Here is a 22,483-nt window from a genome sequence, read left to right on the forward strand (position 1 = left end):
GGACGCCCCCATGCCACCAGGCACGTTCGGCCCTCCGGCCGCACCACTTCCACCCGGAGTCCCCGGGCTTGCCGCCCGGCCGCCAGGCACCTCCGGCCCGCTCAAGGGCCGTTGACCACCCGCGCTGCCAGGGCCACTCGACCACCCGGACCCACCGGGGCCGCCTCGCGTACCCGCGTCACCAAATCCGCCCAACCCTTCAGGCGCAGTAGCCCCACCCGGGCCATTAGGGCCGCTCGGGTTGCTCGGGTTGCCGGATCCGCTCGGGGCTCCGCCCGTCCATGAGCCGCCCAGCCCGCCGCCAGGTACACCACCCGACCCGGGAGAACCGGCCTCGCTCGGAGAACCGAAGTCACCAGACGGGCTCGATCCCGCCGACCCAGCGCCTCCGCTCGTCCCGCCTGACATTCCAAAATCCTGGGACGGCCCCAAGCCGGGGAAACCCGCGTCGCCCGGCAAACCGAAGTCGCCGGACGAGCTCGACCCGGCCGAGGACCCAGCGCCGCCACCCGGGAATCCCGGCGTCCCAGGTCCGGCGGACGATTCCAAGCCAGGGAAACCAGGCGCGCCGGAACCGCCCGACGCACCGCTTCCACTCGTCCCGCCTGGGGTTCCGGACCCGGCGGACGGGCTCAAGCCGGGGAAGCCGGACTCGCTCGGCAAGCCGAAATCACTCGACGGATTCGATCCCGTCGGGGCAGCGCCTCCGCTCGTCCCGCCTGGCATTCCAGAACCGGCGGACGGTGGCAAGCCGGGGAAAGCCGGGTCGGTCAACGGGGAGCTGCCAGGAGTGCTCGGCTCCGATGGCACGCTCGGGCCGGCGGAGGCGGCGTTTCCGCTGAGGGCGCCTGGCTCGCTGGGCATGCCGTGGCCGGGCGGCGTCCCGGACTCGGACGGGACGGAGGGTCCGGGGACGGACGGGCCCGGGGCGGAGGGGCCGCCCATGAAGCTCGGGGCGTGGTCCTGCGGTCCAGCCGGTGTCTCTGCCGCGCCTGGCGCGGTGGACTCGCGGTGGACGCCCGGCTGCCCGGGGTCGCCGGAATCGCCGGGACGGGGGTTCTGCTGCCCGCCCGGCCTCTGCGACCCGGGTTCCGGTCGGGGCTGGCTTGGATTACTCACGCGACCTCATCAACAGGGGACAACGGTTAGTTGCCGAGGGGCCGGGGTCACCCACGGCTTAGAGCGGCTGTGCGCCGTCCGAAGCGTACTGTGCGGGCTGGTGAGCGGGGGGAGCAAGTGCAGGGCGAAGGTATGTCCTGGCTGGTCAACGCCCCGACCAGACGCGGTGGCGGGTGGATCCTCCTTGTTCGTCTGCCGCCCGGGGCTCTGCTCCCCGCGGCCGAGCACGTACGCCGTCGCCAGGTGGTTCCACGCGCAACTTTGACACACTTCCACCACATACACCCTGAATTCTCCGTTTTTGTGGTCCAACGGGGCGGCCGCGGACGGGCTCGGCACGTCCCCGCGCGGCGTCCCGGCGGATCCCCACTTGCCAGGACGGGCCGCACTACGTATCTTGGCGATGTATCGAGCCGATACATTCACTCGATACATCGGGTCGAGACATCCGGCTCTGCGGAGGTGGGACGATGGCGGCCAGGAAGGGCGCGGGCGTGCTGGAGCTCGCCGTGCTCGGACTGCTGCACGAGTCCCCGATGCACGGGTACGAGCTGCGCAAGCGGCTCAACACCCTGCTGGGCATGTTCCGCGCCTTCTCGTACGGGTCCCTCTACCCGTGCCTCAAGCAGCTGCTCGCGAACGGGCTGATCATCGAGGACCGGCCGGAGGAGCCGAACACGCCGCTGGCGCTGCAGAGCCGCCGGTCGAAGATCGTCTACAAGCTCACCGCGGACGGCAAGGAGCGCCTCCAGCAGCTCCTGACCGAGGCCGGTCCGGCGTCGTGGGAGGACGAGGGGTTCGGCGTGCACTTCGCCTTCTTCTCGCACACCCGCGCCGACGTCCGGCTCCGGATCCTCGAAGGCAGGCGCAGCCGGCTGGAGGAACGACTGGAGAGCGTCCGCGCCGCCCTGGCGCGGACCCGCGAACGGGTCGACTCCTACACCCTGGAACTGCAGAACCACGGGCTGGAGTCCGTCGAACGCGAGGTCAGGTGGCTCAACGAGCTGATCGGACGCGAGCGGGCCGAGCAGGAACAGCAAGCCAGATCTTCAGATAACAGATCTTCAGAAACCAGACAGGACATGCCTCGGGACGAGGGCCGCTGAGAGAAGCGGCCTGAAGACCCCGGGGTCGGGTGAAGAAACACCACATGTTCCGCAAAAGAGAAGGAGCAACCGGATGGGTTCGGTGCGCGTAGCCATCGTGGGTGTGGGCAACTGCGCCTCTTCGCTCGTCCAGGGGGTCGAGTTCTACAAGGACGCGGCCCCGGAGACGCGAGTTCCCGGCCTGATGCACGTCCAGTTCGGCGAGTACCACGTGGGCGACGTCGAGTTCGTCGCGGCGTTCGACGTGGACGCGAAGAAGGTCGGGATGGACCTGTCCGAGGCCATCCACGCCAGCGAGAACAACACGATCAAGTTCGCCGACGTCCCGCCGACCGGCGTGACCGTCCAGCGCGGCCACACCTTCGACGGCCTCGGCGAGTACTACCTGAACATGGTCGACGAGTCGGACGCCGAGCCGGTCGACGTCGTCCAGGCGCTGAAGGACGCCAAGGTCGACGTCCTGGTGTCGTACCTGCCGGTGGGCTCCGAGGACGCCGACCGCTTCTACGCCCAGTGCGCGATCGACGCCAAGGTCGGTTTCGTGAACGCGCTGCCGGTGTTCATCGCCAGCGACCCCGAGTGGGCCCAGAAGTTCACGGACGCGGGCGTCCCGATCGTCGGCGACGACATCAAGTCGCAGGTCGGCGCGACCATCACGCACCGCGTGATGGCCCGGCTGTTCGAGGACCGCGGCGTCGAGCTGCTGCGCACCTACCAGCTCAACTTCGGCGGCAACATGGACTTCATGAACATGCTGGAGCGCAAGCGCCTCCAGTCGAAGAAGATCTCCAAGACGCAGTCGGTGACGTCGCAGATCCCGCACGAGATGGCGAAGGCGGACGTGCACATCGGCCCGTCCGACCACGTGCCGTGGCTGGACGACCGCAAGTGGGCCTACGTCCGGCTCGAGGGCCGCTCGTTCGGCGACACGCCCCTCAACCTGGAGTACAAGCTGGAGGTCTGGGACTCCCCGAACTCCGCCGGCGTGATCATCGACGCGGTGCGCGCCGCGAAGATCGCCAAGGACCGGGGCATCGGCGGGCCGATCCTGTCGGCGTCCTCCTACTTCATGAAGTCGCCGCCCGAGCAGTACAACGACGACCAGGCGCACCTCGCCGTCGAGAAGTTCATCCGCGGCGAGGTCGACCGCTAGCGGTCACCGCACGTTCCCAAAGGACGCCCTGGCAGTGGACATCCACTGTCAGGGCGTCCTTACTTCTTTGGAGATCTCTAGAGAAAACGGTGATGTACCGGTCCTTTGTCACCCTCTGGCCCTACTGTGACACCGTCGGTTACTGCGCGCCAAGTTCCGAGTCTTGAGGTGAGAACGCGATGGCACGCGAGATGAACAAGGTGGCGGCGGGGCTGACGGTGCTCGTGATCGGACTGACCGGGTGCGCCGGAGGAGGTGACGACGCGTCCGCGGAGGGGCGGCCCCGCGACGGCGGCACGCTGCGGATCGTCGGCTCGTCCGACGTCGAGCACCTCGACCCCGCGTCCGTCGCGAGCGTGGGCGCCTACGGGCTCGTCCGGACGTTCGCGCGGACGCTGTTCGGGACGCGGGCGTCCAACACCTTCCAGGAGACGATCCCCGTGCACCCCGACGTGGCCGCGCGCATCCCGACACGCGAGAACGGCGACATCAGCAAGGACCGCCGCACCTATACCGTGCGGCTGCGCAAGGACGTCTGGTGGAACACGAAGCCGCCCCGGCCGGTGACGGCGCACGACTTCGTCCGGGGCTTTGAACGGCTGTGCAACCCGGCGTCGCCGTCCGGCGGCAAGGGCTACTTCACGTCCACGCTCAAGGGCATGGACGAGTTCTGCCGCGGCTTCGGCGCCGTCAACGCGCGTGACGCCGGGGCGATCGCCGCCTACCAGCGCGACCACGGGTTCGACGGGGTCAGCGCGAAAGACGACGAGACGCTCGTGTTCAGGTTAGAGCGGCCCGCCAGCGACTTCCTCCACCTGCTCGCGCTGCCGTCCACCGCCGCCGCGCCGCAGGAGTACGACCGCTACATCCCGGACGGACCGGAATTCCGGCAGCACACCATCTCGGACGGCCCGTACCAGATCACCGAGTACAAGCCGGGCATGTCCTATCTGCTCACCCACAACCCCGCGTGGCGGCCTGGCAGTGACCCGCTCCGCGGACGGCACGTGGAGAAGATCCGGATCACGCTCGGGCAGGACTCGCCGGACTCCGTCCAGCAGCAGATCGAGCAGGGCGTCGCCGACCTCGCATGGGATCAGCCCGTCCCGACCTCAGCGATCCCGCGGCTCCGCGACGACCCCCGCTTCGCGATCATGGAGACGCCGAGCAACAGCCCCTACCTGGTGTTCAACACCCGAAGCCCCGGCAACGGCGGCGCGCTCGGCAAGCGGGAGGTCAGGCAGGCGCTGGAGTACGCCGTCGACCGCAGCGCGCTCATCAAGATCGTCGGCGGCCCGGCGGTGGCGAAGGCCCTGCACACGGTGATCCCGCCGGGCAACGCCGGGTACGCGCCCGCCGACCACTACGCCACCCCGAACGATTCCGGCGACCCGGCCAAATGCCGCACACTCCTCGCCCGGACGGGCCACTCCGCCCTCACGCTGAAATTCCCGTACCGCACCAACAGCGTCCACAAGCTGATCGCCCAGTCCATCGCCGAGAACCTCGACGCCTGCGGGGTGAAGACCCAGCTCACCGCCGACTCCGGCGGCTCCTTCTACGCCGCCACGATCGCCACCCCCGCCAAGGCCGCCGCCGGCGAATGGGACATCGCCGCCCCCGGCTGGACGCCCGACTGGTACGGCAACAACGGCCGCTCGATCATCCAGCCGCTGTTCGACGGACGCGCCTACGGGCAGAACTCCACCAACTACGGCGGCTACGAAAATCCGCAGGTCAACGCCCTAATCGACGCGGCCCTCACCGCCCCCGACCCGGCCCGAGCCGCCCAGTCCTGGCAGCGGGCCGACCAGCAGATCATGGCGGACGCCGCGATCGTCCCTTTGCTCAACCGCGCCCAGACGATCTTCCGCTCCGCCCGCGTCCACGGCCCCCGCTTCCTCCCCACCACCGCCGGCTACGACTACACCCGCCTTTGGCTGCGTTAATTGCCTTTCTCTCCTCCTTCGGCCCTGGCGGGCCTCCATCGTCGAGAAACGCGCGCGATCGCTGGCATCGCTTCGACTCGCCTGGCGGCTCGCTGCGCGATCAGGTTCTCGCAAGCTCGAACCTGCCTTCGGACGCGATCGCAGGCGTTGAGGTCGTTGCGTGGTTGCGGTGGTGGTTGCTGTCGTCGCTCAACGCGGTGCGTTCCGCAGTGGTGATGGTGAGTACATTGATCTGGTGAGGGCTGCCGAACTGCCGGAGATTCTGCGCGGACGCGATTTCCGGCGGCTTTACGGGACGCGGATCGCCTCGCAGATGACCGACGGCGTCTTCCAGGTAGCTCTCGCGGGGTACGTGTTCTTCTCGCCCGAGCGGCAGACGACCGCGGCCAAAGCTGCGGCGGCGTTCGCGGTGACGCTGCTGCCGTATTCGGCGCTCGGGCCGTTCGCCGGAGTGTTCATCGACCGGTGGCAGCGGCGGCAGATCCTGGTGTGGACGCCGATCCTGCGTGCCGTGCTGGTCCTGGCCGTCGCGCTCATGGTGGCGGCCGGACAGGACGGCCCGGCCTTCTTCATCGGGGTGCTCGCCGTCCTCGGCGTGAACCGGTTCTTCCTCGCGGCGCTGTCGGCGGCGCTTCCCCACGTGGTGCGGCGCGACCATCTGGTGACGGCGAACGCGTTCTCGGTCACGTCCGGGACGGTCATCGCGTTCATCGGCGGCGGCGTCGGCTACCTCCTCCGGCGCGTCTTCGGCGCCGGAAACCACGGGACGGCGCTGATCCTCGGCTCGGCCGCCGGGCTGTTCCTCGCCGCGGGACTGATCGCAACGTTGCTGCCGAAGAGGCTGCTCGGGCCGCATCCATCCAAGGACGCCCTGCCCGGCACCCCCCGGTCAGACTCGCCGCGGATCCGCGACGCGCTCGGCACCGTGATCGACGGCCTCGTGGACGGGGCGCGGCACATCGCGCGCCGGCCGCAGGCGGCGCTGGCGCTCGGCGCGATCTCCTTCCACCGGTTCCTGTACGGCGTCGTCCTGATCATGACGCTGCTGCTGTGCCGGAACCATTTCGCGGACGACCCCGACACCGGCCTGCAAACCTTCGCGATCATGCTCGGGGTCTCCGGCGCCGGCTACTTCACGGCCGCCCTGATCACTCCGGCGGTGGTGCGCCGGATCAGCAAGCAGGCGTGGATCGCATGGCTGCTCGGCGCCGCGGCCGTGGGTCTGCTCGCCTTCGGAATGCCGTTCGCCGAGCGTCCCTGGGCAGCGGGCGCGTTCGTCCTGGGCGTCGTGTCGCAAGGCGTCAAGCTCTGCGTCGACACGACCCTCCAGGAGACGATCGAGGACGCCTATCGCGGACGGGTGTTCGCCGTCTACGACATGCTCTTCAACGCCATGTTCGCCGCAGCGGCAGCGGCGGCCGCGACCTGGCTCCCCTCAGACGGACGCGCCGGCCTCACCCTCTTGGCCGTCATCACCGCCTACGCCGCAGGCGCGGTCGCCTACCGAACAGCCGCAACCCGCCACCGCCCCGCCACTCACGCCCTCCGCTAACACCCCCGGCGCGTTTTGTCGTAGGCACATGATGTGGTCAACTCATGACGCAGCGTTACGACATTGACACCATGAAGCCGCTGCCCGGCCAGGGCCCGCCGACTGAGCCAGGGCCCCGCCCTCGGGCAGGGCCAAGTCCGCGGTTGAGCATGACGGCAAGGCCCCGGCTGAGCAGCGCAGCGAAGCCCCGGCTGAGCAAGGCAGCAAGGCCGCGGCTGAGAAGCGCAGCGAAGCCCCAGCTGAGCAGCGCAGCGAAGCCCCGACTGAGCAGCGCAGCAAGGCCGAGGCTGAGCAGGGCAGCAGGGTCGCGGCTGAGCAGGGCGGGCAGCAGGGTCGCGGCCACGCCAAAGACGGAGCCGAGGGGTGCCGGGGCCCGGGGGTCTGAGGGCCCGGGGTGACTCGGTCCGCCTAAAGGGACTCGGCGATGGCGTTGAGGGCGTCGGCGATGTGGTGGACCTCATCGTCCGTGCAGATGTACGGCGGCATCGTGTAGATCAGCTTGCCGAACGGGCGGAGCCAGACGCCGTGCGCCATGGCGATCTCCTGGACGGACGGGACGTCCACCGGCTCGCGCGCCTCCACCACCCCGATCGCGCCGAGGACGCGGACGTCCGCCACGCCCTTGAGATCGGCGGCGGCGCGCAGTTCGCTCGTCAGGATCGCCTCGATGGCGTCGACCTCGTCCTGCCAGCCGCGCGACAGCAGCAGGTCGATGGACGCGGACGCGACCGCGGCGGCCAGCGGGTTGGCCATGTACGTCGGCCCGTGCATGAGCACGCCCGCTTCCCCGGACGTGATCCCGTGCGCGACACGGTCGGTGCAGAGGGTGGCGGCCATGGTCATGTAGCCGCCGGTGAGGGCCTTGCCGAGGCACATGATGTCCGGGACGACCTCGGCGTGGTCACAGCCCCACAGCTCACCCGTCCGGCCGAACCCGGTGGCGATCTCGTCCAGGACGAGCAGGAGCCCGTGCTCGTCGGCGATGTCCCGCAGCGCGCTCAGGTACTCGGGCGCGTAGAACCGCATGCCGCCCGCACCCTGCACGATGGGCTCGACGATGATCCCGGCGAGCTCGTCCGCATGCTCGGCTGCGAGCCGCGACAGCTCGGCCAGGTATTCGGCGTCGGGTTCGGCGGAGTACCCGAGCGGTGGCGGCGGCGCGAACACGTGCCGGGCGAGGACGTCGCTGAACAGGTGGTGCATGCCGTTGACGGGGTCGCAGACGGCCATGTCGCCGAACGTGTCGCCGTGATATCCACCGCGTACGGTCAGCAGCCGGCGCCGCTCGGGGCGTCCCTGCGATCGCCAGTACTGCAACGCCATCTTGATCGCGACCTCGACCGCGACGGACCCGGAATCGGCGAAGAACACCTTCGTCAGCGGCGCCGGCGTGATCTCGACGAGCCGTTCCGCGAGCCGCACGGCCGGCGGATGGGTGAGCCCGCCGAACATCACGTGCGCCATCTTGCCGAGCTGCCCGGTCACGGCCGCGTTCAGCTTCGGGTGGTTGTAGCCGTGCACGGCCGCCCACCACGACGACATCCCGTCGATCAGCTCGGTGCCGTCCGCGAGCGTCAGCCGCACACCGTCCGCCGACACCACCGGCTGCACGGGCGCGGACGCGGGCATCGGCGAATACGGATGCCAGATGTGCTCCCGATCGAACTCCAGCATCCGCTCGGCCGCCTGCGGACTCATCCGCCCAAGCTGCAACGAGACCATTACCCCCGCCCCCCGCCGGCCCCACCCTCGGACGCCCCACCCTCGGACGGCGCACCCCCGGACGGCGCACCCCCGGACGCCCCACCCTCGGACGGCGCACCCCCAGCCGACGCACCCCCAGGCGACGCGCCTCGCGACGCCCGCCCCTCAGCCGCCGACCCCTCAGACGACCCGCCCACCGACGCTCCACCCTCGGACGCGTCATTCTCAGGCTGGTCGGGCGGTGAGGTTCCGTTGTCAGGCGGTGCGGGCTCGGTGGTCGGGTCCTTGGACGGGTTGGGCTTTGGGGGTGTTGCCTCGGGAGGGGTGGCTTGGGATGTGGCGTTCTCGGGCTGGTTGGGGTCCGGCTGTTCGGGTGGGGTGGGGAGGACGATGCCTTCGGTGGTGGCCCAGTGGCGGAGTGCTGCGGCGGCGGCTTCCTTGCCGATCATGCCGCGGTCGAGGCGGACGTCGAGGAGGAAGCGGTAGGCCTTGCCGACGAGCGGGCCCGGGGTGATGCCGAGGATGTCCTGGATCTCGTTTCCGTCCAGCTCGGGGCGGATCGCGGCCAGCTCTTCCTCTTGCGCCAGGCGCTCGATCCGCAGTTCGAGGTCGTCGTAGGTGCGGCGGAGCCGGTCGGCCTTGCGCTTGTTGCGGGTCGTGCAGTCGGCGCGGGTCAGCTTGTGCAGGCGGCTGAGCAGCGGTCCGGCGTCGCGGACGTAGCGGCGGACGGCCGAGTCGGTCCACTCGCCGGTGCCGTAGCCGTGGAACCGCAAGTGCAACTCGACCAGCCGGGAAACGTCCGTGATGACGTCCTTCGAGTAGCGCAGGGCGGTCAGGCGCTTGCGGGTCATCTTCGCGCCGACGACCTCGTGGTGGTGGAACGACACCCGTCCGCCCGGCTCGAACCGGCGGGTGCGGGGCTTGCCGATGTCGTGCAGGAGGGCGGCGAGGCGCAGGACGAGGTCGGGCCCTTCCTGCTCCTGGGCGATGGCCTGCTCCAGGACGATCAGCGAGTGTTCGTAGACGTCCTTGTGCCGGTGGTGCTCGTCGATCTCCAGCCGCAGTTTGGGCAGCTCGGGCAGCACCTGGTCGGCGAGGCCCGTGTCGACGAGCAGCGCCAGGCCCTGCCGCGGGTACCGGCCGCAGATCAGCTTGGACAGCTCGTCCCGGACGCGCTCGGCGGAGACGATCTCGATGCGGGACGACATGTCCCTCATCGCCGCGACGACGTCCGGCGCGACGGTGAAGCCGAGCTGCGAGGCGAACCGGGCGGCGCGCATCATGCGGAGCGGGTCGTCGCTGAAGGAGTCCTCGGGGCGGCCTGGGGTGCGGAGGACCTTGCGCTGGAGGTCGACGAGGCCGCCGAACGGGTCGACGAACTCGTGCCCGGGCAGCCGCGCCGCCATCGCGTTGACGGCGAAGTCGCGGCGGCGCAGGTCCTCGACGAGGGACGTCCCGTACGACACGTCGGGCTTGCGCGACTTCGGGTCGTAGGACTCGCTGCGGTACGTCGTGATCTCCAGCTCGACGCCGTCCTTGCGGAGCCCGACCGTGCCGAACTCGATGCCGATCGTCCAGTGCGCGTCCGCCCAGCCGCGGATGATCTCCAGGGTGCGCTCGGGCGGCGCGTCGGTGGTGAGGTCGAGGTCCTTGGTCGGACGGCGCAGCAGCGCGTCCCGGACGGGGCCGCCGACCAGCGCCAGCTCGTGACCGGCCGCCGCGAACAGGGCGCCGAGGTCGTCGGCGGCGGGCGCGATCCGGCGCAGCAGCTCGGCGATCGCGGTGCGCCGCGAGGCCTCGGAGGTCACGTTCTGGTTGGGCACGACCATCGAGCGTATTTCCTTGATAGACGGGCTGACAAAGGACTTTCTGGCGATCAACGGGAGCCGGCACGGAGTCCTTGCGGGGCCGAAGCAGGACGAGACCCTTCACATGCGGCGATCCCCGAGTTACGTTCTGGGCACCCCGATGACGCCAGCGCGATCGCCGGTGAGCCTCCCGCACGACAACGGTAGCGGGATCCCCAAGGGCCCCGGTCCGCCGCAGGTGCGGCAGCGGCGCATCGGGAGGGTTTGCGCGATGCGCGCGCAGGGTTGATCCGGCCGTCTCGGGTATGTGGAGATGCCCCGCAGCGTGCACAGCACGGGGAGACAGGGAAACCAGTTCCGGGGGTGAGCGGGGAGAGAACCCCGCGGGATGGAGCCGATCATGAAGGACGCTCTCACCATCCACCGCGCGCTGCTCGGATGGGAGGCCGTGCACGAGATCGTGCGGCTGCCCGTCGCGCTGGCCCACGCCGACGAGCTCCCCAAGGCGCTCGGGCTGCCCGCGGACCGCTGCCTGGTGACATGCGTCTACTCCTGCGACGGCCGCCGTCCGAGGCGCCCGTTCCTGGCCGGGGCGATCGTGCCCGCGGGCGAGCGGCCGCCGCTGGACGCCGTCCGGCGCACGGTCGGCGCGGAGACCGTCCGGCCAGCCCACGCGGACGTCGTCAACGCCGTCACCGAGTACGCGGCGGGCCTCGTCTGCCCGCTCCTCCTGCCGGACGACATGCCGCTCCTCATCGATCAGCGCGTCGTGCGCGGACTCCCCGCCGACGACGTCGTCTACACGGCGACCGGCGAGGCGTCGACGGCGCTCGGCATCCGGGGCCGCACCCTGTACGCCCTCTGCCAGGCGAAACCGGCCGACCTCTCCCCGTCCCCGTCCCGCACCGCCCGAGACCCCCGCCACCCCGTCGCCTGACCTCCGCGCCGCCGAGACCCCCGCCACCCCCTCGCCTGACCACCCCCTCGCCTGACCACCCGCACCGCCCGAGACCCCCGCCACCCCGTCGCCTGACCACCCGCACCGCCCGCGACCCCGCCATCCCGTCGCCTGACCGCCCCGCAGGGCGGCATCGGGCGGGGCGTCTGCGGTCTGTGGGGGTTTTGGGGGCACTGGTGACATGGCGATCGCGGGCATGTGGCCGAATACACGCCACAGGTGGACGGGACGGTCTGATGGGCCCGCGTCGCGGACTACCATCGGGGCCGTGGTGCGGGAAAACGACGCCCGCCGTCCCCAGGCGGCCGGATCCGTGGACGACGGCGCGGTTCCGGGCGGCTCCGGGTCGGACCCGGCGTGAGAACGGTCAAGCGCGCGGTCGCGCTGGCCGCCCTGCTGCCCTGCATCGCGATGGCGGCGCCCGCCGCCCTGGCGTTTTCGGCCTCGGCGCAGGCGCAGCGGGCCCCTGAGACCGCGGCGCTGGCGCAGCAGAAGGCCCCGGTGGGGATCGCCCTCACCAAGATCGACCCGAAGCCCGTCCGGGAGAACTCGAAGATCGAGATCTCGGGCCTCGCCAAGAACCGCACCGACGACCAGCTCACCGGGCTCACCATGCGGCTGCGGTACAGCGCGCAGCCCGTCACCAGCCGCAGCCAGCTCGACCAGTTCTCGTCCGGCCAGCCGAATCTGCTGCCCGCCGTCGCCCCACAGCAGCTGCCGCTCACGGGCATCGTCCAGCCCGGCAAGACCCAGTCCTGGACGTTCAAGACCACCACCAAGGCGCTGCAGCTACGCGCCCCCGGGGCCACGCCCGGCGTCTACCCGGTGGGCGTCGAGGTGCTGAACTCCGCGCAGCAGGTGGTCGGCGGGCTGACGACCTTCCTGACGTTCATGCCGAAGGACCGGCAGTTCCAGCCGGTGGCGATCAGCTGGGTCTGGCCGCTGATCGACCGGATGCACCGCACCAACGACCGGACGTTCTTCGACGACCAGCTCACCAAGGAGATGTCGCGCGACGGACGGCTCGGCAAGCTCGTCAACGCGGCCGCGGCCGGCACGACGCCGATCACCTGGGCGATCGATCCGGCGCTGCTGGACGACGTCCAGCAGATGGCGTCCGGCGAGTACACCGTGCGGTCGTTCGGCGGGAAGGCGGCCGAGAAGGAGAAGAGCACGGTCGCGGCGTCCTGGACGGCGGCGCTGAAGAACGCCGCGAAGGGCGACCCCTACTTCACCGTCCCGTACGGCGACCCGGACGTCGTCGCGCTCGTCCGGCACAAGACGACGCGCGACATCGGCGCCGCGCTCGACGAGCGGAACACCGGCGTCGTGCCGAAGGTCCTCGGACGTCCGGCGGACGCGCAGGTCGCCTGGCCGCCCTACGGCGTCGCGGGCCCCGGCACCCTCGCGCAGCTCGCCCAGCACTCGCTGAAGGACGGCGGGACGTTCCTGATGAGCAGCTCGCAGTTCCAGAACCCGCCGCCGGGGACACCGCCGAACGCCACCACGACACTCCAGACGAACGAGGGCAAGCGGACGGCCGTCCTCTACGACGACAAGCTCAACCAGATCGTCAGCAAGGGGACGGCGACCGCGGCCGGGGCCGCGCTGGCCGAGCAGCGGTTCCTCGCCGAGACCGCGATGATCGCGGCGGAGACGCCGAACCTGCGGCGCAGCGTCGTCGTCGCGCCCGACCGGCAGTGGAATCCGGCGCCGGGCTTTGCCGAGAAGCTGCTGACCTACACCAAGGACGCGCCCTGGCTGCGGGAGATGCCGCTGAGCAAGATCGAGTCCGCGGAGCCGCAGGGCAGGGTCTTCAACGGCTACAACGACGACTACGAGGCGTTCGAGCTCAGCGATGCGCACCTCACGCAAACGCGCGAGATCGCCCAGGAGGCGGCGCAGTTCCGGGCGATCATGACGGGGGACATCAAGATCTCCTACGAGCGCGCCCTCCTGCGGCTGCAGTCGGTCGCATGGCGGACGATGCCCGGCCGCGCCAAGGCGGCCCGGAGGGAGCTGGCGAGAGAGCTCGACGACGACATGGACAGCGTCCGCATCGTCACCACCAAGAACAAACGGGTGCTGATGGGCGGCAGCTCGGGCAAGCTGCCGGTGCTCGTCGAGAACACGCTGAAGAACCAGGCCGTCCGGGTCCGCCTCGTCGCGGTCCCGACGTCGGAGAGCCGCGCCAAGCTGCGGCTCGGGGCGCTCGACCCCGACGAGGCGGTGATCAACCTCCGGCCCGGGGAACGGGCCCAGCGGTGGATCCCGGCGAAGGCGGCCGGGAACGGCAACTTCCATGTGCGCCTGGAGCTGATGATCCCGGAGTCGGGCGGCCGGACGTTCGGGGACGGCGAGACCATCACCGTCCGAACCACCGGGTATGGGCGACTCGCCCTGCTCATCACCGGCGGCGGACTTGCCGTACTCTTCGTGGGCGTCGGAGTGCGGGCCATCAGAGCAAGGCGCCGCCGGAAAGCGGAGGCAGGCGGTGACGGGTCGACCGAGACGGGATCGGCGGGGACGGCGGAACAAGGGAACGGGTACGCCGGCCCCGGGTTCCCAGGGCCCGGCTCCGGATTCTCAGGACCCGCGTCCGAATTCGCAGCCCCCGGCCCCGGCCCCGGGTCCGCACGTCCCGCCTCCGAGTTCCCGGGGTTCGCAGAGCCCGGGTTCGCAGAGCCCGGGCTACCCGACGCAGAACCACCCACAGGGCCAGGGCACTCCGCAAGCACCGGGCTACCCGGCGCAGGGCAACCCCCAGGGTCAGGGCTATCCGACCCCTGGCACTCCCCAGCAACAGGCACCGGGCCACTACCCGTCACAGGGCTACCCTCAGGGCAGGGGCTACCCCCAGGGTCAGGGCCCGCCCCCGCAGAACACACCGCCCCAGAACCCACCGCCCCAGAGCCATCCGGGACCGGGACCGGGACGGGGGCCGCAGAGTCCTCAGCCCCAGCGGAACCCGGCGGGACATCCGAACAGGCCACCGACGGCACGCCCCCCGGTGGCGGGGGCGGCGGCGGGAAACATGCCGCCAGTCGCTGGGAACCTCGCAGCCGAGACGGCGATTGACATCCCCGTCCCCGGCGGCCGCCTGGGCGCGGGCGGCGCCGAAACGGTAGTGGACACAGCCCCGTCCGCCGATCCCCCAGACGGCGGCGGGAGAGGCGGCTCCGGCGGCATCCTGCGCTCCGGCGCGATCATGGCGGTGGGGACGCTCGCGTCCCGCATCACCGGCTTCCTGCGCACCGCGGTCATCGTCGCCGCGCTCGGCACCGGGCTGCTCGCCAACGGCTACAACACCGCCAACACCATCCCCAACCAGATCTACGACCTGCTGCTCGGCGGCATCCTGACCAGCGTCGTCGTCCCGCTGCTGGTGCGCGCCAAGGAACGCGACCGCGCCTACGGCGAACGGTACGAGCAGCGCGTGTTCACCCTCGCGGTGATCGGCCTCGGCGTGCTCACCGTCGTGTCGGTCCTGTGCGCGCCGCTGTTCATCGACGTCCTCGCGGGCAGCTACACCGGCGACCAGCGGAAGGTCGCCATCCTGTTCGCGCAGTTCTTCCTGCCGCAGATCTTCTTCTACGGCGTCGGCGCGTTCGCCGGGGCGATCCTCAACACGCGCGGCAGCTTCGGCGCGCCGATGTGGGCGCCGGTGCTGAACAACCTCGTCGTGATCGCGGTCGGCGGCGCGTTCCTGGCGGTCACGACGGGACGGGTCGATCCGTCCAACATCACCGACGGGCAGATGCTGCTGCTGTCCATCGGGACCACGGGCGGGATCGTCCTGCAGACCGTGGCGCTGTGGCCGTCGCTGCGCCGGGTCGGGTTCCGGTGGCGGCCCCGCCTCGACTTCCAGCGCGGCGAGCTCGGCGAGGTCGGGCGGATGGCCGGCTGGACGCTCGTCTACGTCCTCGCGACCCAGGCCGGGTTCGCCGTCGTCACCGCGCTCGCGAACCGGGCCGGGAACCTCGCCGTCGACGAGGGGCTCGGCGAAGGCTACGGCTACACGCCGTACTTCAACGCCTACCAGCTCTTCCAGCTGCCCTACGCCATCGTCGGCGTCTCGGTGATCACCGCGCTGCTGCCGCGGATGAGCCGGTTCGCGGCCGAGGGCAAGACCGCCGACGTGCGCGCCGCGTTCTCCAGCGGGCTCCGCCTCTCCTCGGTGATCATCATGCCGGCGGCGGCGCTGATGCTGGTGCTCGGCCCGGAGATCACCACGGTGCTGTTCGCGCACGGGAACACCTCGTCCGAGGACGCCCTGGTCATCGCGCGCGTCATGCAGATGTTCGCGATCGCGCTCGTGCCGTTCTCCACGTACCAGCTGATGCTGCGGGTCTTCTACGCCCACGGCGACACCCGGACGCCCGCGCTGGTCGGCGTGGTTTCCGTCACGTCCAACATCATCATGGCGTTCACCGCCTACAACGTCCTCGGCGTCAAGTGGATCGTGGTCGGCATCGCGGGCGGCTTCGCGGTCACCAACACGGTCGGCGCGCTCACCTGCTGGCTGGTGCTGCGCCGCAAGCTCGGCGGCATCGACGGCCGGCGCATCGTCGGCGGGCACCTGAAGCTGCTCGTCGCGATCTGGCCGCTGGTCGGGTTCGCCTACGCCACGCACACCGTCGCGGACGCGGTCGGCGACACCAGCACGCTCATCCCAGCGCTGGTCACCCTGGCGGTCGGCTCTGCCGGCGGCGGCCTGCTGTACCTCGTCTTCGCCAAGCTGATGCGGGTGGACGAGGTCCAGGCGGTGATCGCCACCTTCGCCCGCAAACTCCCCGGCCGCTGACCCCCGCCCCCGGCCGGCCGCTGACCCCGGGCAGCCGTGCGCGCACTGGGCGTGCGCCCACTGGGAAGGCCAGGCAAAGTAAAGAGGCAAAGTAAAAAGGACGCGCGGCGATAAGGCGGCCACTTGAACGAGTAGCCACTACCATGTGGGGGACCACGGCTTGCGGGGCGACACCCTGGGGAACGCAAAGAGGAGGGTCGGAGGCGTAAGCTGCCACGCCACGAACATGGGATCTGACCACCTGTCCAGGACGTTGCCGTGAGCACCTCAGTCATCGAGCCCGGCACACGTCTCGCCGGTCGCTACCGGCTCGAAAAGCGCATCAGCGACTCGGGCGGATCGTCGCTCTGGAAGGCCATCGACGAGATCCTCGCGCGGGCGGTCGCCGTCCGCACCTTTGAGCCCGAGTTCCCCCGGATCGCCGAGGTCGTCACGTCCGCCCGCGCGGCCAGCCGGCTGAACGACCCCCGGCTCACCCAGGTGTTCGACGCCGACGACAGCGGCGAGAGCGCCTACGTCGTCAGCGAATGGGTCGTCGGCGAGACCTTGGAGGGCATGCTCGCCAAGGCGCCGCTCGAACCCGGACGCGCCGCGACGCTGCTGTACGAGGCGTCCGAGGCGATCGCCGCCGCGCACGCCGCCGGGCTGGCGCACCTCTGCCTCGCCCCCCGCGACCTCGTCTGGACGACCGGCGGCACCGTCAAGATCCTCGGCATCGCGACCGACGCCGTCCTCGCCGACCGGTACGCCGACGACCCCGCGGGCGAGGACGTCCGCGGCCTCGGCCGGATGCTGTACGCGGCGCTCACCGCGCACTGGCCCGGCGACGGCGGCGGATCCGACCTCCCCGCGGCGCCCACCGCCGACGGTGAAGGCGAAGCCGTCCTGTACGCGCCCCGCCAGGTCCAGGCCGGGATCTCGCACGCGATCGACGCGATCGTGTGCCGCTGCCTCGGCATCGGACGGGCCGAGCCGCTCGCGTCCCCCGCCGACCTGGCCAAGGCGCTGCGCGGCGTGCCCCGCACCCCGCTGCCGCTGTTCGCCGGCCTCGGCCACACCCAGCCGCCATCGCCCGCTTCGCCGCCGCCCGCTTCGCCACCGTCCCGGCCCGCTCAGCGGCCCGCGCAGCGGCCCTCCGGGCGGCCCACGCCGCACGGGACGCCCCGCCGCCGTTCCAGGTCGTCGACGCCGGGGTCCACGCAGCCGCACCATGCACCCACAGGTGAGCAGCCTGCGTCGTCGCACGTCCCGCCGCCTCGGGTGCGCAACCGGCACGACGCCCCGCACCCGCCGTCGTCCACGTCCACCCGCACGGCGCCCGCGCACGGCCACGGCGGACACGGCGCGCACGGCGCTCCCCGCCGTCCGGGCGGCAACCGCGCTCTCCTCGGCGTCGCCGCGGCTGCGCTCACCGTCATCGTCGGCCTCGGCGTCTGGGCGCTGACCGGCGGCGAGGACGACCCCAAGGGCAACGGCGTCACCGACAACGGCCAGCCGAGCACGTCGGCCAAGCCGCAGACGGTGAAGCTGGACGTGGTGAACATCGCCGAGGCGCAGCAGTCGCGCCCCGACCACCCCGACACCGCGATCGGCAAGAACCTCCAGTCCGTCATCGACGGCAGTCCCGGCGGCAAGTGGGAGACACAGAGCTACCGCGACGCCCACTTCGGCAACTACTCCAAGGGCCTCGGCGTCCTCCTCGACCTGGGCCGCCCCGTCAAGATCGCCAACGTGAAGGTCCACTCGCCGGAGACCGGCGGGATGCTGCAGGTCAAGGTCGGGAACTCGCAGACCCCGACCGCCCTCACGGAGATCGGCCAGCAGCCCGCCAACGGCGGCGAGCTGACCGTCGTCGCGAACCCGCAGGCCACCGGCCAGTACGTGCTCGTCTGGTTCACGCGGCTTCCCTCGTCGTACAAGGGCAAGCTGGGCGAGATCACCGTCTTCGGGGCCGCCGGCTGAGCCCCTTCCGCGCGACGGCAAGGGCTGTGACGTGGACCGGCGCATGTCTGTATCGTGCCTGTAAGCAGATGTCCCTTCGCCCCCAGGAACCTGTGGTGCCAACCCCAGCAGCCGGTCGCGGAAACCCGGCACGTCCCGGGCGTCCCGAACGAGAAAGCGGTCGCTCATGACGTCGGTGAGCATGCGTCGCGTCGACGAGGTGCCCGACAAGGAGCTCCTCGCCCGCCATGCCCAGGGGGACCCGCACGCCTTCGCCGAACTCGTCCACCGCCACCGGGACCGCATGTGGGCCGTCGCGCTGCGCACGCTCGGCGACCCGGAGGAGGCCGCGGACGCGCTGCAGGACGCCTGCCTTTCCGCCTTCCGCGCCGCCGGACGGTTCCGCGGGGACGCCGCCGTCACCACCTGGCTGCACCGGATCGTCGTGAACGCCTGCCTGGACCGTGTCAGGCGCAAGTCCGTCCGCCCGGCGACGCCGATGGGCGACGACGCCACGTTCGACGCCGTCGCGCCGAAGATGCCCGACCCGACGGACGCGCACGGCGTGTCCCTCGACGTCCGCACCGCGCTCGAGCAGCTGCCGTACGAGCAGCGCGCCGCCCTCGTCCTGGTCGACATGATGGGCTACTCCGTCGACGACGCCGCGCAGGTCATGGAGGTCCCGCCGGGCACGATCAAGAGCCGCTGCGCGCGGGGACGCGCCAGGCTCGCTCCCCTTCTCGGTCATCACCGGAACCGACGGGAACGCAAAAACGTCGGAGGTGTGGAAGGAGGTGGCATGCCCAAGTGAACCCCGCACACCTTGACTACGACGTCCTCGCCGACCTGGCCGAAGGACTGCTCGAAGACGACGAAGCCGCCTCCGTCAGCGCGCACCTGGACACCTGCGCCGACTGCCGCGACCTGTCCGCCGACCTTGCGGACGTGTCCCGGCTCCTGGCGGAGGCACCCGCGCCGTCCATGCCCGCCGAACTGGCCGAACGCATCGACACCGCCATCGCAGCGGAGTCGCTGAACACCGCGGCCGTGGTGAGCCTGGAGGAGCGGCGCGGACGGCGGCATTGGCGGATCCTGTCGGCCGCCGCCGCGGCAGTGGTCGTGCTCGGCGGCGGAGCGGCGATCGGAACGGTCGCCCTCGACAACACCAGCGGCGATCACGGCCAGGCATCGGCCCCACCGCAGGACAACGCACGCTCCGGCGTCACCGGGAACCAGAAGGAAAGCCAGGGCCTGGCGCCGAACGCGGCTCCCGCGCCCGCGTTCGCGGTCGCGCGCAGCGGCACCGACTACCGCTCCGGGACGCTCGCCGCGCAGGTCGGCGAGATCGTGGCGGGCAACCAGAAGCTGAGCGCCGCCGACGCGCCGGACACGCGGCTCCGCGGATGCGTCCTCGGCCTCGTCGGCGAGCGGAAGCCCGTCCTGGTCGACCAGGCGGAGTACGAAGGAAACCCGGCCACGGTCATCGCCGTCGCCGGCGACACGCCTGGGAAGCTGAACGTGTGGGTCGTCGGCCCTGACTGCTCGTCCCAGAACCAGAACGTGCTGAAGAAGATAAAGGACGCCTGACCACAAACCCAAAGGCCATGGACACCGGCACCCCGCCACCGTCCATGGCCTTTCCTTCCGCGCGGTTCCTTCCGCGGTCAGAGAGTGGCGAGGAAGTCGAGGGCGATCGTCCAGGCCCGTTCGGCGGCCTCGGCGTCGTAGTCGGGCAGGTCCGGGTCGGTGAACAGGTGTCCGGCGCCCCGGTACCGGAAGACCTCCACGTCCGCGCCCGCCTTCCGCATCCGCAGGTACCAGGCGTTCTGCCAGTCGGACGGCTCAAAGGTGTCCGGGTCGGCGACGTGGAGCTGCACCGGGATCTCGGTGGACGCGTCGTCCGCCATGTCGGACGTCCCGTGCATCAGCAGCAGCCCGCCCGCCTTCGCGTCGGCGAGCGCAAGGTTCTGGGCGAGGGACCCGCCAAGCGAGAACCCCGCGTAGACGAGACCGCCATCGCCACTGTCGCCGCCGTCGCCCACGAGCGGAGCGGCCGCTGCCACCGCGCGCCGCAGCAGCTCGTCCCGCCCGATCTCCTCCTTGATCTCGATGCCGGCCTCGGCGTCGTCGACGACCCGCCCGTCGTACAGGTCCGGGACGTGGACCTCGTGCCCCGCCGAACGGAGCCTGTCCGCCGCCTGCAGAACCGCGGGCCGCAGCCCGTACATCGAGTGAAGAAGGAGAACACGCGCCATGCGTCTCACCCTATGACCACCGAGGACCGTCCAATGGCCCGAGCCGTCCGGCCTCCGCAGAGCGCACCGCGCAAGCCCGGCCCCTCGGCGCCTCACAGCCCCCTGCGACCTGCGGTATTGGTGACGGCTGCCGGACGATCGGCGAGGTGGGTGGGTCGGCTGCGGCGTGCCGGGAATCCCCGGGGCCTAGGATCGGTTGACGCGATTGGCAGGCCAGGTCGCGCGGCAGGACGGCCAATGAGGAGAGGCAGAAACAGTGAGCGACGTCCGTAACGTCATCATCATCGGCTCGGGCCCCGCGGGCTATACGGCCGCCATCTACGCCGCCCGAGGCGACCTCAAGCCGCTGGTGTTCGAGGGTTCGGTGACGGCCGGCGGTGCGCTGATGAACACCACCGACGTGGAGAACTTCCCCGGGTTCCCGGACGGCGTCATGGGCCCCGACCTGATGGACAACCTGCGCAAGCAGGCCGAACGCTTCGGCGCCGAGCTGATCACCGACGACGTCACCGAGGTCGACCTCACCGCCGACCCGAAGATCGTCAAGGTCGGCGACGAGACCTACCTCGCCAAGACCGTGATCGTGGCGACCGGGTCCGGCTACCGCGAGCTGGGCCTGCCGGACGAGAAGCGCCTCTCCGGACGCGGCGTCTCCTGGTGCGCGACCTGCGACGGCTTCTTCTTCCGCGAGCAGGACATCGCGGTCGTCGGCGGCGGCGACACCGCCATGGAGGAGGCGATCTTCCTGACCAAGTTCGCCCGCTCCGTCACCGTGATCCACCGCCGTGACCAGCTCCGCGCGTCCAAGATCATGCAGGATCGGGCGTTCGCCAACGAGAAGATCAAGTTCCTGTGGGACAGCGAGGTCACCGCGATCCACGGCGACGACCGGGTCACGGGCGTCGCCGTCCGCAACACCAAGAGCGGCGAGCAGTCCTCGCTGGAGGTCACCGGGCTGTTCATCGCGATCGGGCACGACCCGCGCAGCGAACTGTTCGCCGGACAGCTGGAGACCGACACCGACGGCTACCTGCTCGTCGACGCCCCCACCACGAGGACGAAGGTCCCCGGCGTGTTCGCCTGCGGTGACGTGGTCGACCACATCTACCGCCAGGCCGTCACCGCCGCCGGCACCGGCTGCTCGGCCGCCATCGACGCCGAGCACTGGCTGCAGGACCGGGACGCCGCGGAAACCGTCCCGCAAGCCTGAGCCGCACACCCGAAACCGTCCTCGATCACACCAGCGGTACGACTCACTCGGACCCGATCAAGCCTGGCTGAGCACTGGCCGCGGCCCGAAGGTCAACGGTCGGCCACCCGCAAGCACTGCAAGCAGCACCCTCCCGGAAACGGCTGCGTCCGATCGACCCGGGGCCGGTCGGCGCACCAGCGCCGGGAAGCGGATGGACGACGGCTGGCGAACCGGCCCGCAGCCCACAAATAAATGCACCACACGCCCTAACCGGGACCGATCCAGATGAGCGGACCAGGCCGATCGATCGAGCCAGCCGGGCAAGTAGAGCCGGAGCGGAGGCCCGCGTGGACCGGGCCGCAACGGTTCGATCTAGAACGCAAATGAAGGGTCCGGACGCTGGACGGCGGCTCGACAGGCCGGGCGGCCGATGAATTCGCTGGACGGGCCCGCTCGTCCGGCAACATCGGGCGGGAGGGTCGTCCACCGCCCGCCACGACAGGAGAAGGAGAAGGAGAACCATGAAAGCCGTGACCGACGCCGACTTCGCATCCGAGGTTCTGGAGAACGACAAGCCCGTGCTCGTCGATTTCTGGGCGGAATGGTGCGGCCCGTGCCGGATGGTGGGGCCGATCCTCGAGGAGATCTCCAAGGAGCACGGCGACAAGATCGAGATCGTCAAGCTCAACATCGACGAGAACCCGAAGGTGCCGCAGTCGTACGGCGTCATGCAGATCCCGACGCTGAACGTCTACCAGGGCGGTGAGGTCGTCAAGCAGATCATGGGCGCGAAGCCGAAGGCCGCCCTCCTGCGCGATCTCGCCGAGTTCATCTGACGGCGCCCTCGTCCGTCCACATCGCCCCGGCCCGTCCCGCCGCCGACCGATCGTGCTCGGCAGCGTTTCCGGACCTCGTCGTCTCCCGCGGCGAGCGCGAAAAGCG

General features: G+C 70.8%; 15 protein-coding genes and 1 pseudogene. 12 read left to right on the plus strand and 4 right to left on the minus strand.

The genetic code is table 11. The annotated features are described in order from the left end of the window. Window positions 1-1,128: 1,128 nt before the first annotated feature. Complete coding sequence (locus tag ACH35V_RS16540) at window positions 1,129-1,554, minus strand: DUF5318 family protein (RefSeq protein ID WP_395973212.1); 426 nt, start codon at window positions 1,552-1,554, stop codon at window positions 1,129-1,131. Between the two features lie 35 nt (window positions 1,555-1,589). Here ACH35V_RS16540 and ACH35V_RS16545 point away from each other — a divergent pair, with 35 nt between their 5' ends. The 4 genes from ACH35V_RS16545 to ACH35V_RS16560 all read left to right on the plus strand — a co-directional run bounded on the left by ACH35V_RS16545 (window position 1,590) and on the right by ACH35V_RS16560 (window position 6,879). After that, window positions 1,590-2,225: a helix-turn-helix transcriptional regulator gene (locus ACH35V_RS16545; RefSeq protein ID WP_395973214.1), complete on the plus strand. Its 636-nt coding sequence runs from the start codon at window positions 1,590-1,592 to the stop codon at window positions 2,223-2,225. A 73-nt stretch (window positions 2,226-2,298) separates the two neighbouring features. Then, the gene (locus ACH35V_RS16550) at window positions 2,299-3,378 is read left to right on the plus strand and encodes an inositol-3-phosphate synthase (RefSeq protein ID WP_395973215.1); all 1,080 of its coding nucleotides are present in this window, start codon (window positions 2,299-2,301) and stop codon (window positions 3,376-3,378) included. Between the two features lie 179 nt (window positions 3,379-3,557). Next, window positions 3,558-5,327, plus strand: a complete 1,770-nt coding sequence (locus tag ACH35V_RS16555; protein WP_395973216.1) for an ABC transporter substrate-binding protein — start codon at window positions 3,558-3,560, stop codon at window positions 5,325-5,327. 235 nt (window positions 5,328-5,562) lie between these two features. Then, window positions 5,563-6,879: an MFS transporter gene (locus ACH35V_RS16560; RefSeq protein ID WP_395973218.1), complete on the plus strand. Its 1,317-nt coding sequence runs from the start codon at window positions 5,563-5,565 to the stop codon at window positions 6,877-6,879. Between the two features lie 408 nt (window positions 6,880-7,287). On the opposite strand, the gene bioA is transcribed toward ACH35V_RS16560, so the two are convergent. After that, window positions 7,288-8,601, minus strand: coding sequence for an adenosylmethionine--8-amino-7-oxononanoate transaminase (bioA, locus tag ACH35V_RS16565; protein ID WP_395973219.1), 1,314 nt, complete (start codon window positions 8,599-8,601; stop codon window positions 7,288-7,290). A 371-nt stretch (window positions 8,602-8,972) separates the two neighbouring features. After that, window positions 8,973-10,412 (minus strand): annotated as a pseudogene (locus tag ACH35V_RS16570) (CCA tRNA nucleotidyltransferase); the annotation flags it as partial. Between the two features lie 379 nt (window positions 10,413-10,791). On the opposite strand from ACH35V_RS16570, the gene ACH35V_RS16575 reads away from it, so the two are divergent. The 6 genes from ACH35V_RS16575 to ACH35V_RS16600 all read left to right on the plus strand — a co-directional run bounded on the left by ACH35V_RS16575 (window position 10,792) and on the right by ACH35V_RS16600 (window position 19,681). Next, window positions 10,792-11,328 (plus strand): aminoacyl-tRNA deacylase, encoded by a 537-nt coding sequence (locus ACH35V_RS16575; RefSeq protein WP_395973220.1) that lies wholly within the window; start codon window positions 10,792-10,794, stop codon window positions 11,326-11,328. A gap of 378 nt (window positions 11,329-11,706) precedes the next feature. Next, the gene (locus tag ACH35V_RS16580; protein WP_395973222.1) at window positions 11,707-14,427 is read left to right on the plus strand and encodes a DUF6049 family protein; all 2,721 of its coding nucleotides are present in this window, start codon (window positions 11,707-11,709) and stop codon (window positions 14,425-14,427) included. Further along, window positions 14,384-16,153 carry a murein biosynthesis integral membrane protein MurJ gene (gene murJ, locus ACH35V_RS16585; RefSeq protein WP_395973223.1) on the plus strand — a complete coding sequence of 590 codons (1,770 nt, stop codon included), beginning with the start codon at window positions 14,384-14,386 and terminating at the stop codon, window positions 16,151-16,153. Before ACH35V_RS16580 ends, murJ begins: the two co-directional genes overlap by 44 nt. Before the next feature lie 258 nt (window positions 16,154-16,411). Next, the gene (locus ACH35V_RS16590; protein ID WP_395973225.1) at window positions 16,412-18,115 is read left to right on the plus strand and encodes a protein kinase family protein; all 1,704 of its coding nucleotides are present in this window, start codon (window positions 16,412-16,414) and stop codon (window positions 18,113-18,115) included. A gap of 166 nt (window positions 18,116-18,281) precedes the next feature. Continuing rightward, complete coding sequence (sigM, locus tag ACH35V_RS16595; protein ID WP_395973227.1) at window positions 18,282-18,905, plus strand: RNA polymerase sigma factor SigM; 624 nt, start codon at window positions 18,282-18,284, stop codon at window positions 18,903-18,905. Continuing rightward, entirely contained in the window at window positions 18,902-19,681 is a 780-nt protein-coding gene (locus ACH35V_RS16600; RefSeq protein WP_395973229.1) for an anti-sigma factor family protein, read from the plus strand. Before sigM ends, ACH35V_RS16600 begins: the two co-directional genes overlap by 4 nt. A gap of 77 nt (window positions 19,682-19,758) precedes the next feature. Here ACH35V_RS16600 and ACH35V_RS16605 read toward each other — a convergent pair whose 3' ends face one another. Beyond that, window positions 19,759-20,349, minus strand: a complete 591-nt coding sequence (locus ACH35V_RS16605; RefSeq protein WP_395973231.1) for a dienelactone hydrolase family protein — start codon at window positions 20,347-20,349, stop codon at window positions 19,759-19,761. Between the two features lie 256 nt (window positions 20,350-20,605). Here ACH35V_RS16605 and trxB point away from each other — a divergent pair, with 256 nt between their 5' ends. Then, the gene (gene trxB, locus ACH35V_RS16610) at window positions 20,606-21,559 is read left to right on the plus strand and encodes a thioredoxin-disulfide reductase (protein WP_395973233.1); all 954 of its coding nucleotides are present in this window, start codon (window positions 20,606-20,608) and stop codon (window positions 21,557-21,559) included. Window positions 21,560-22,062: 503 nt separating this feature from the next. Then, a complete protein-coding gene (gene trxA, locus ACH35V_RS16615) occupies window positions 22,063-22,377 on the plus strand; it encodes a thioredoxin (RefSeq protein ID WP_395973235.1) in 315 nt (104 codons plus the stop codon). Window positions 22,378-22,483 lie beyond the last annotated feature (106 nt).

Origin of the sequence: Actinomadura sp. 1N219 (assembly GCF_044326405.1) — a bacterium.
Classification (GTDB): Bacteria; Actinomycetota; Actinomycetes; order Streptosporangiales; family Streptosporangiaceae; genus Spirillospora.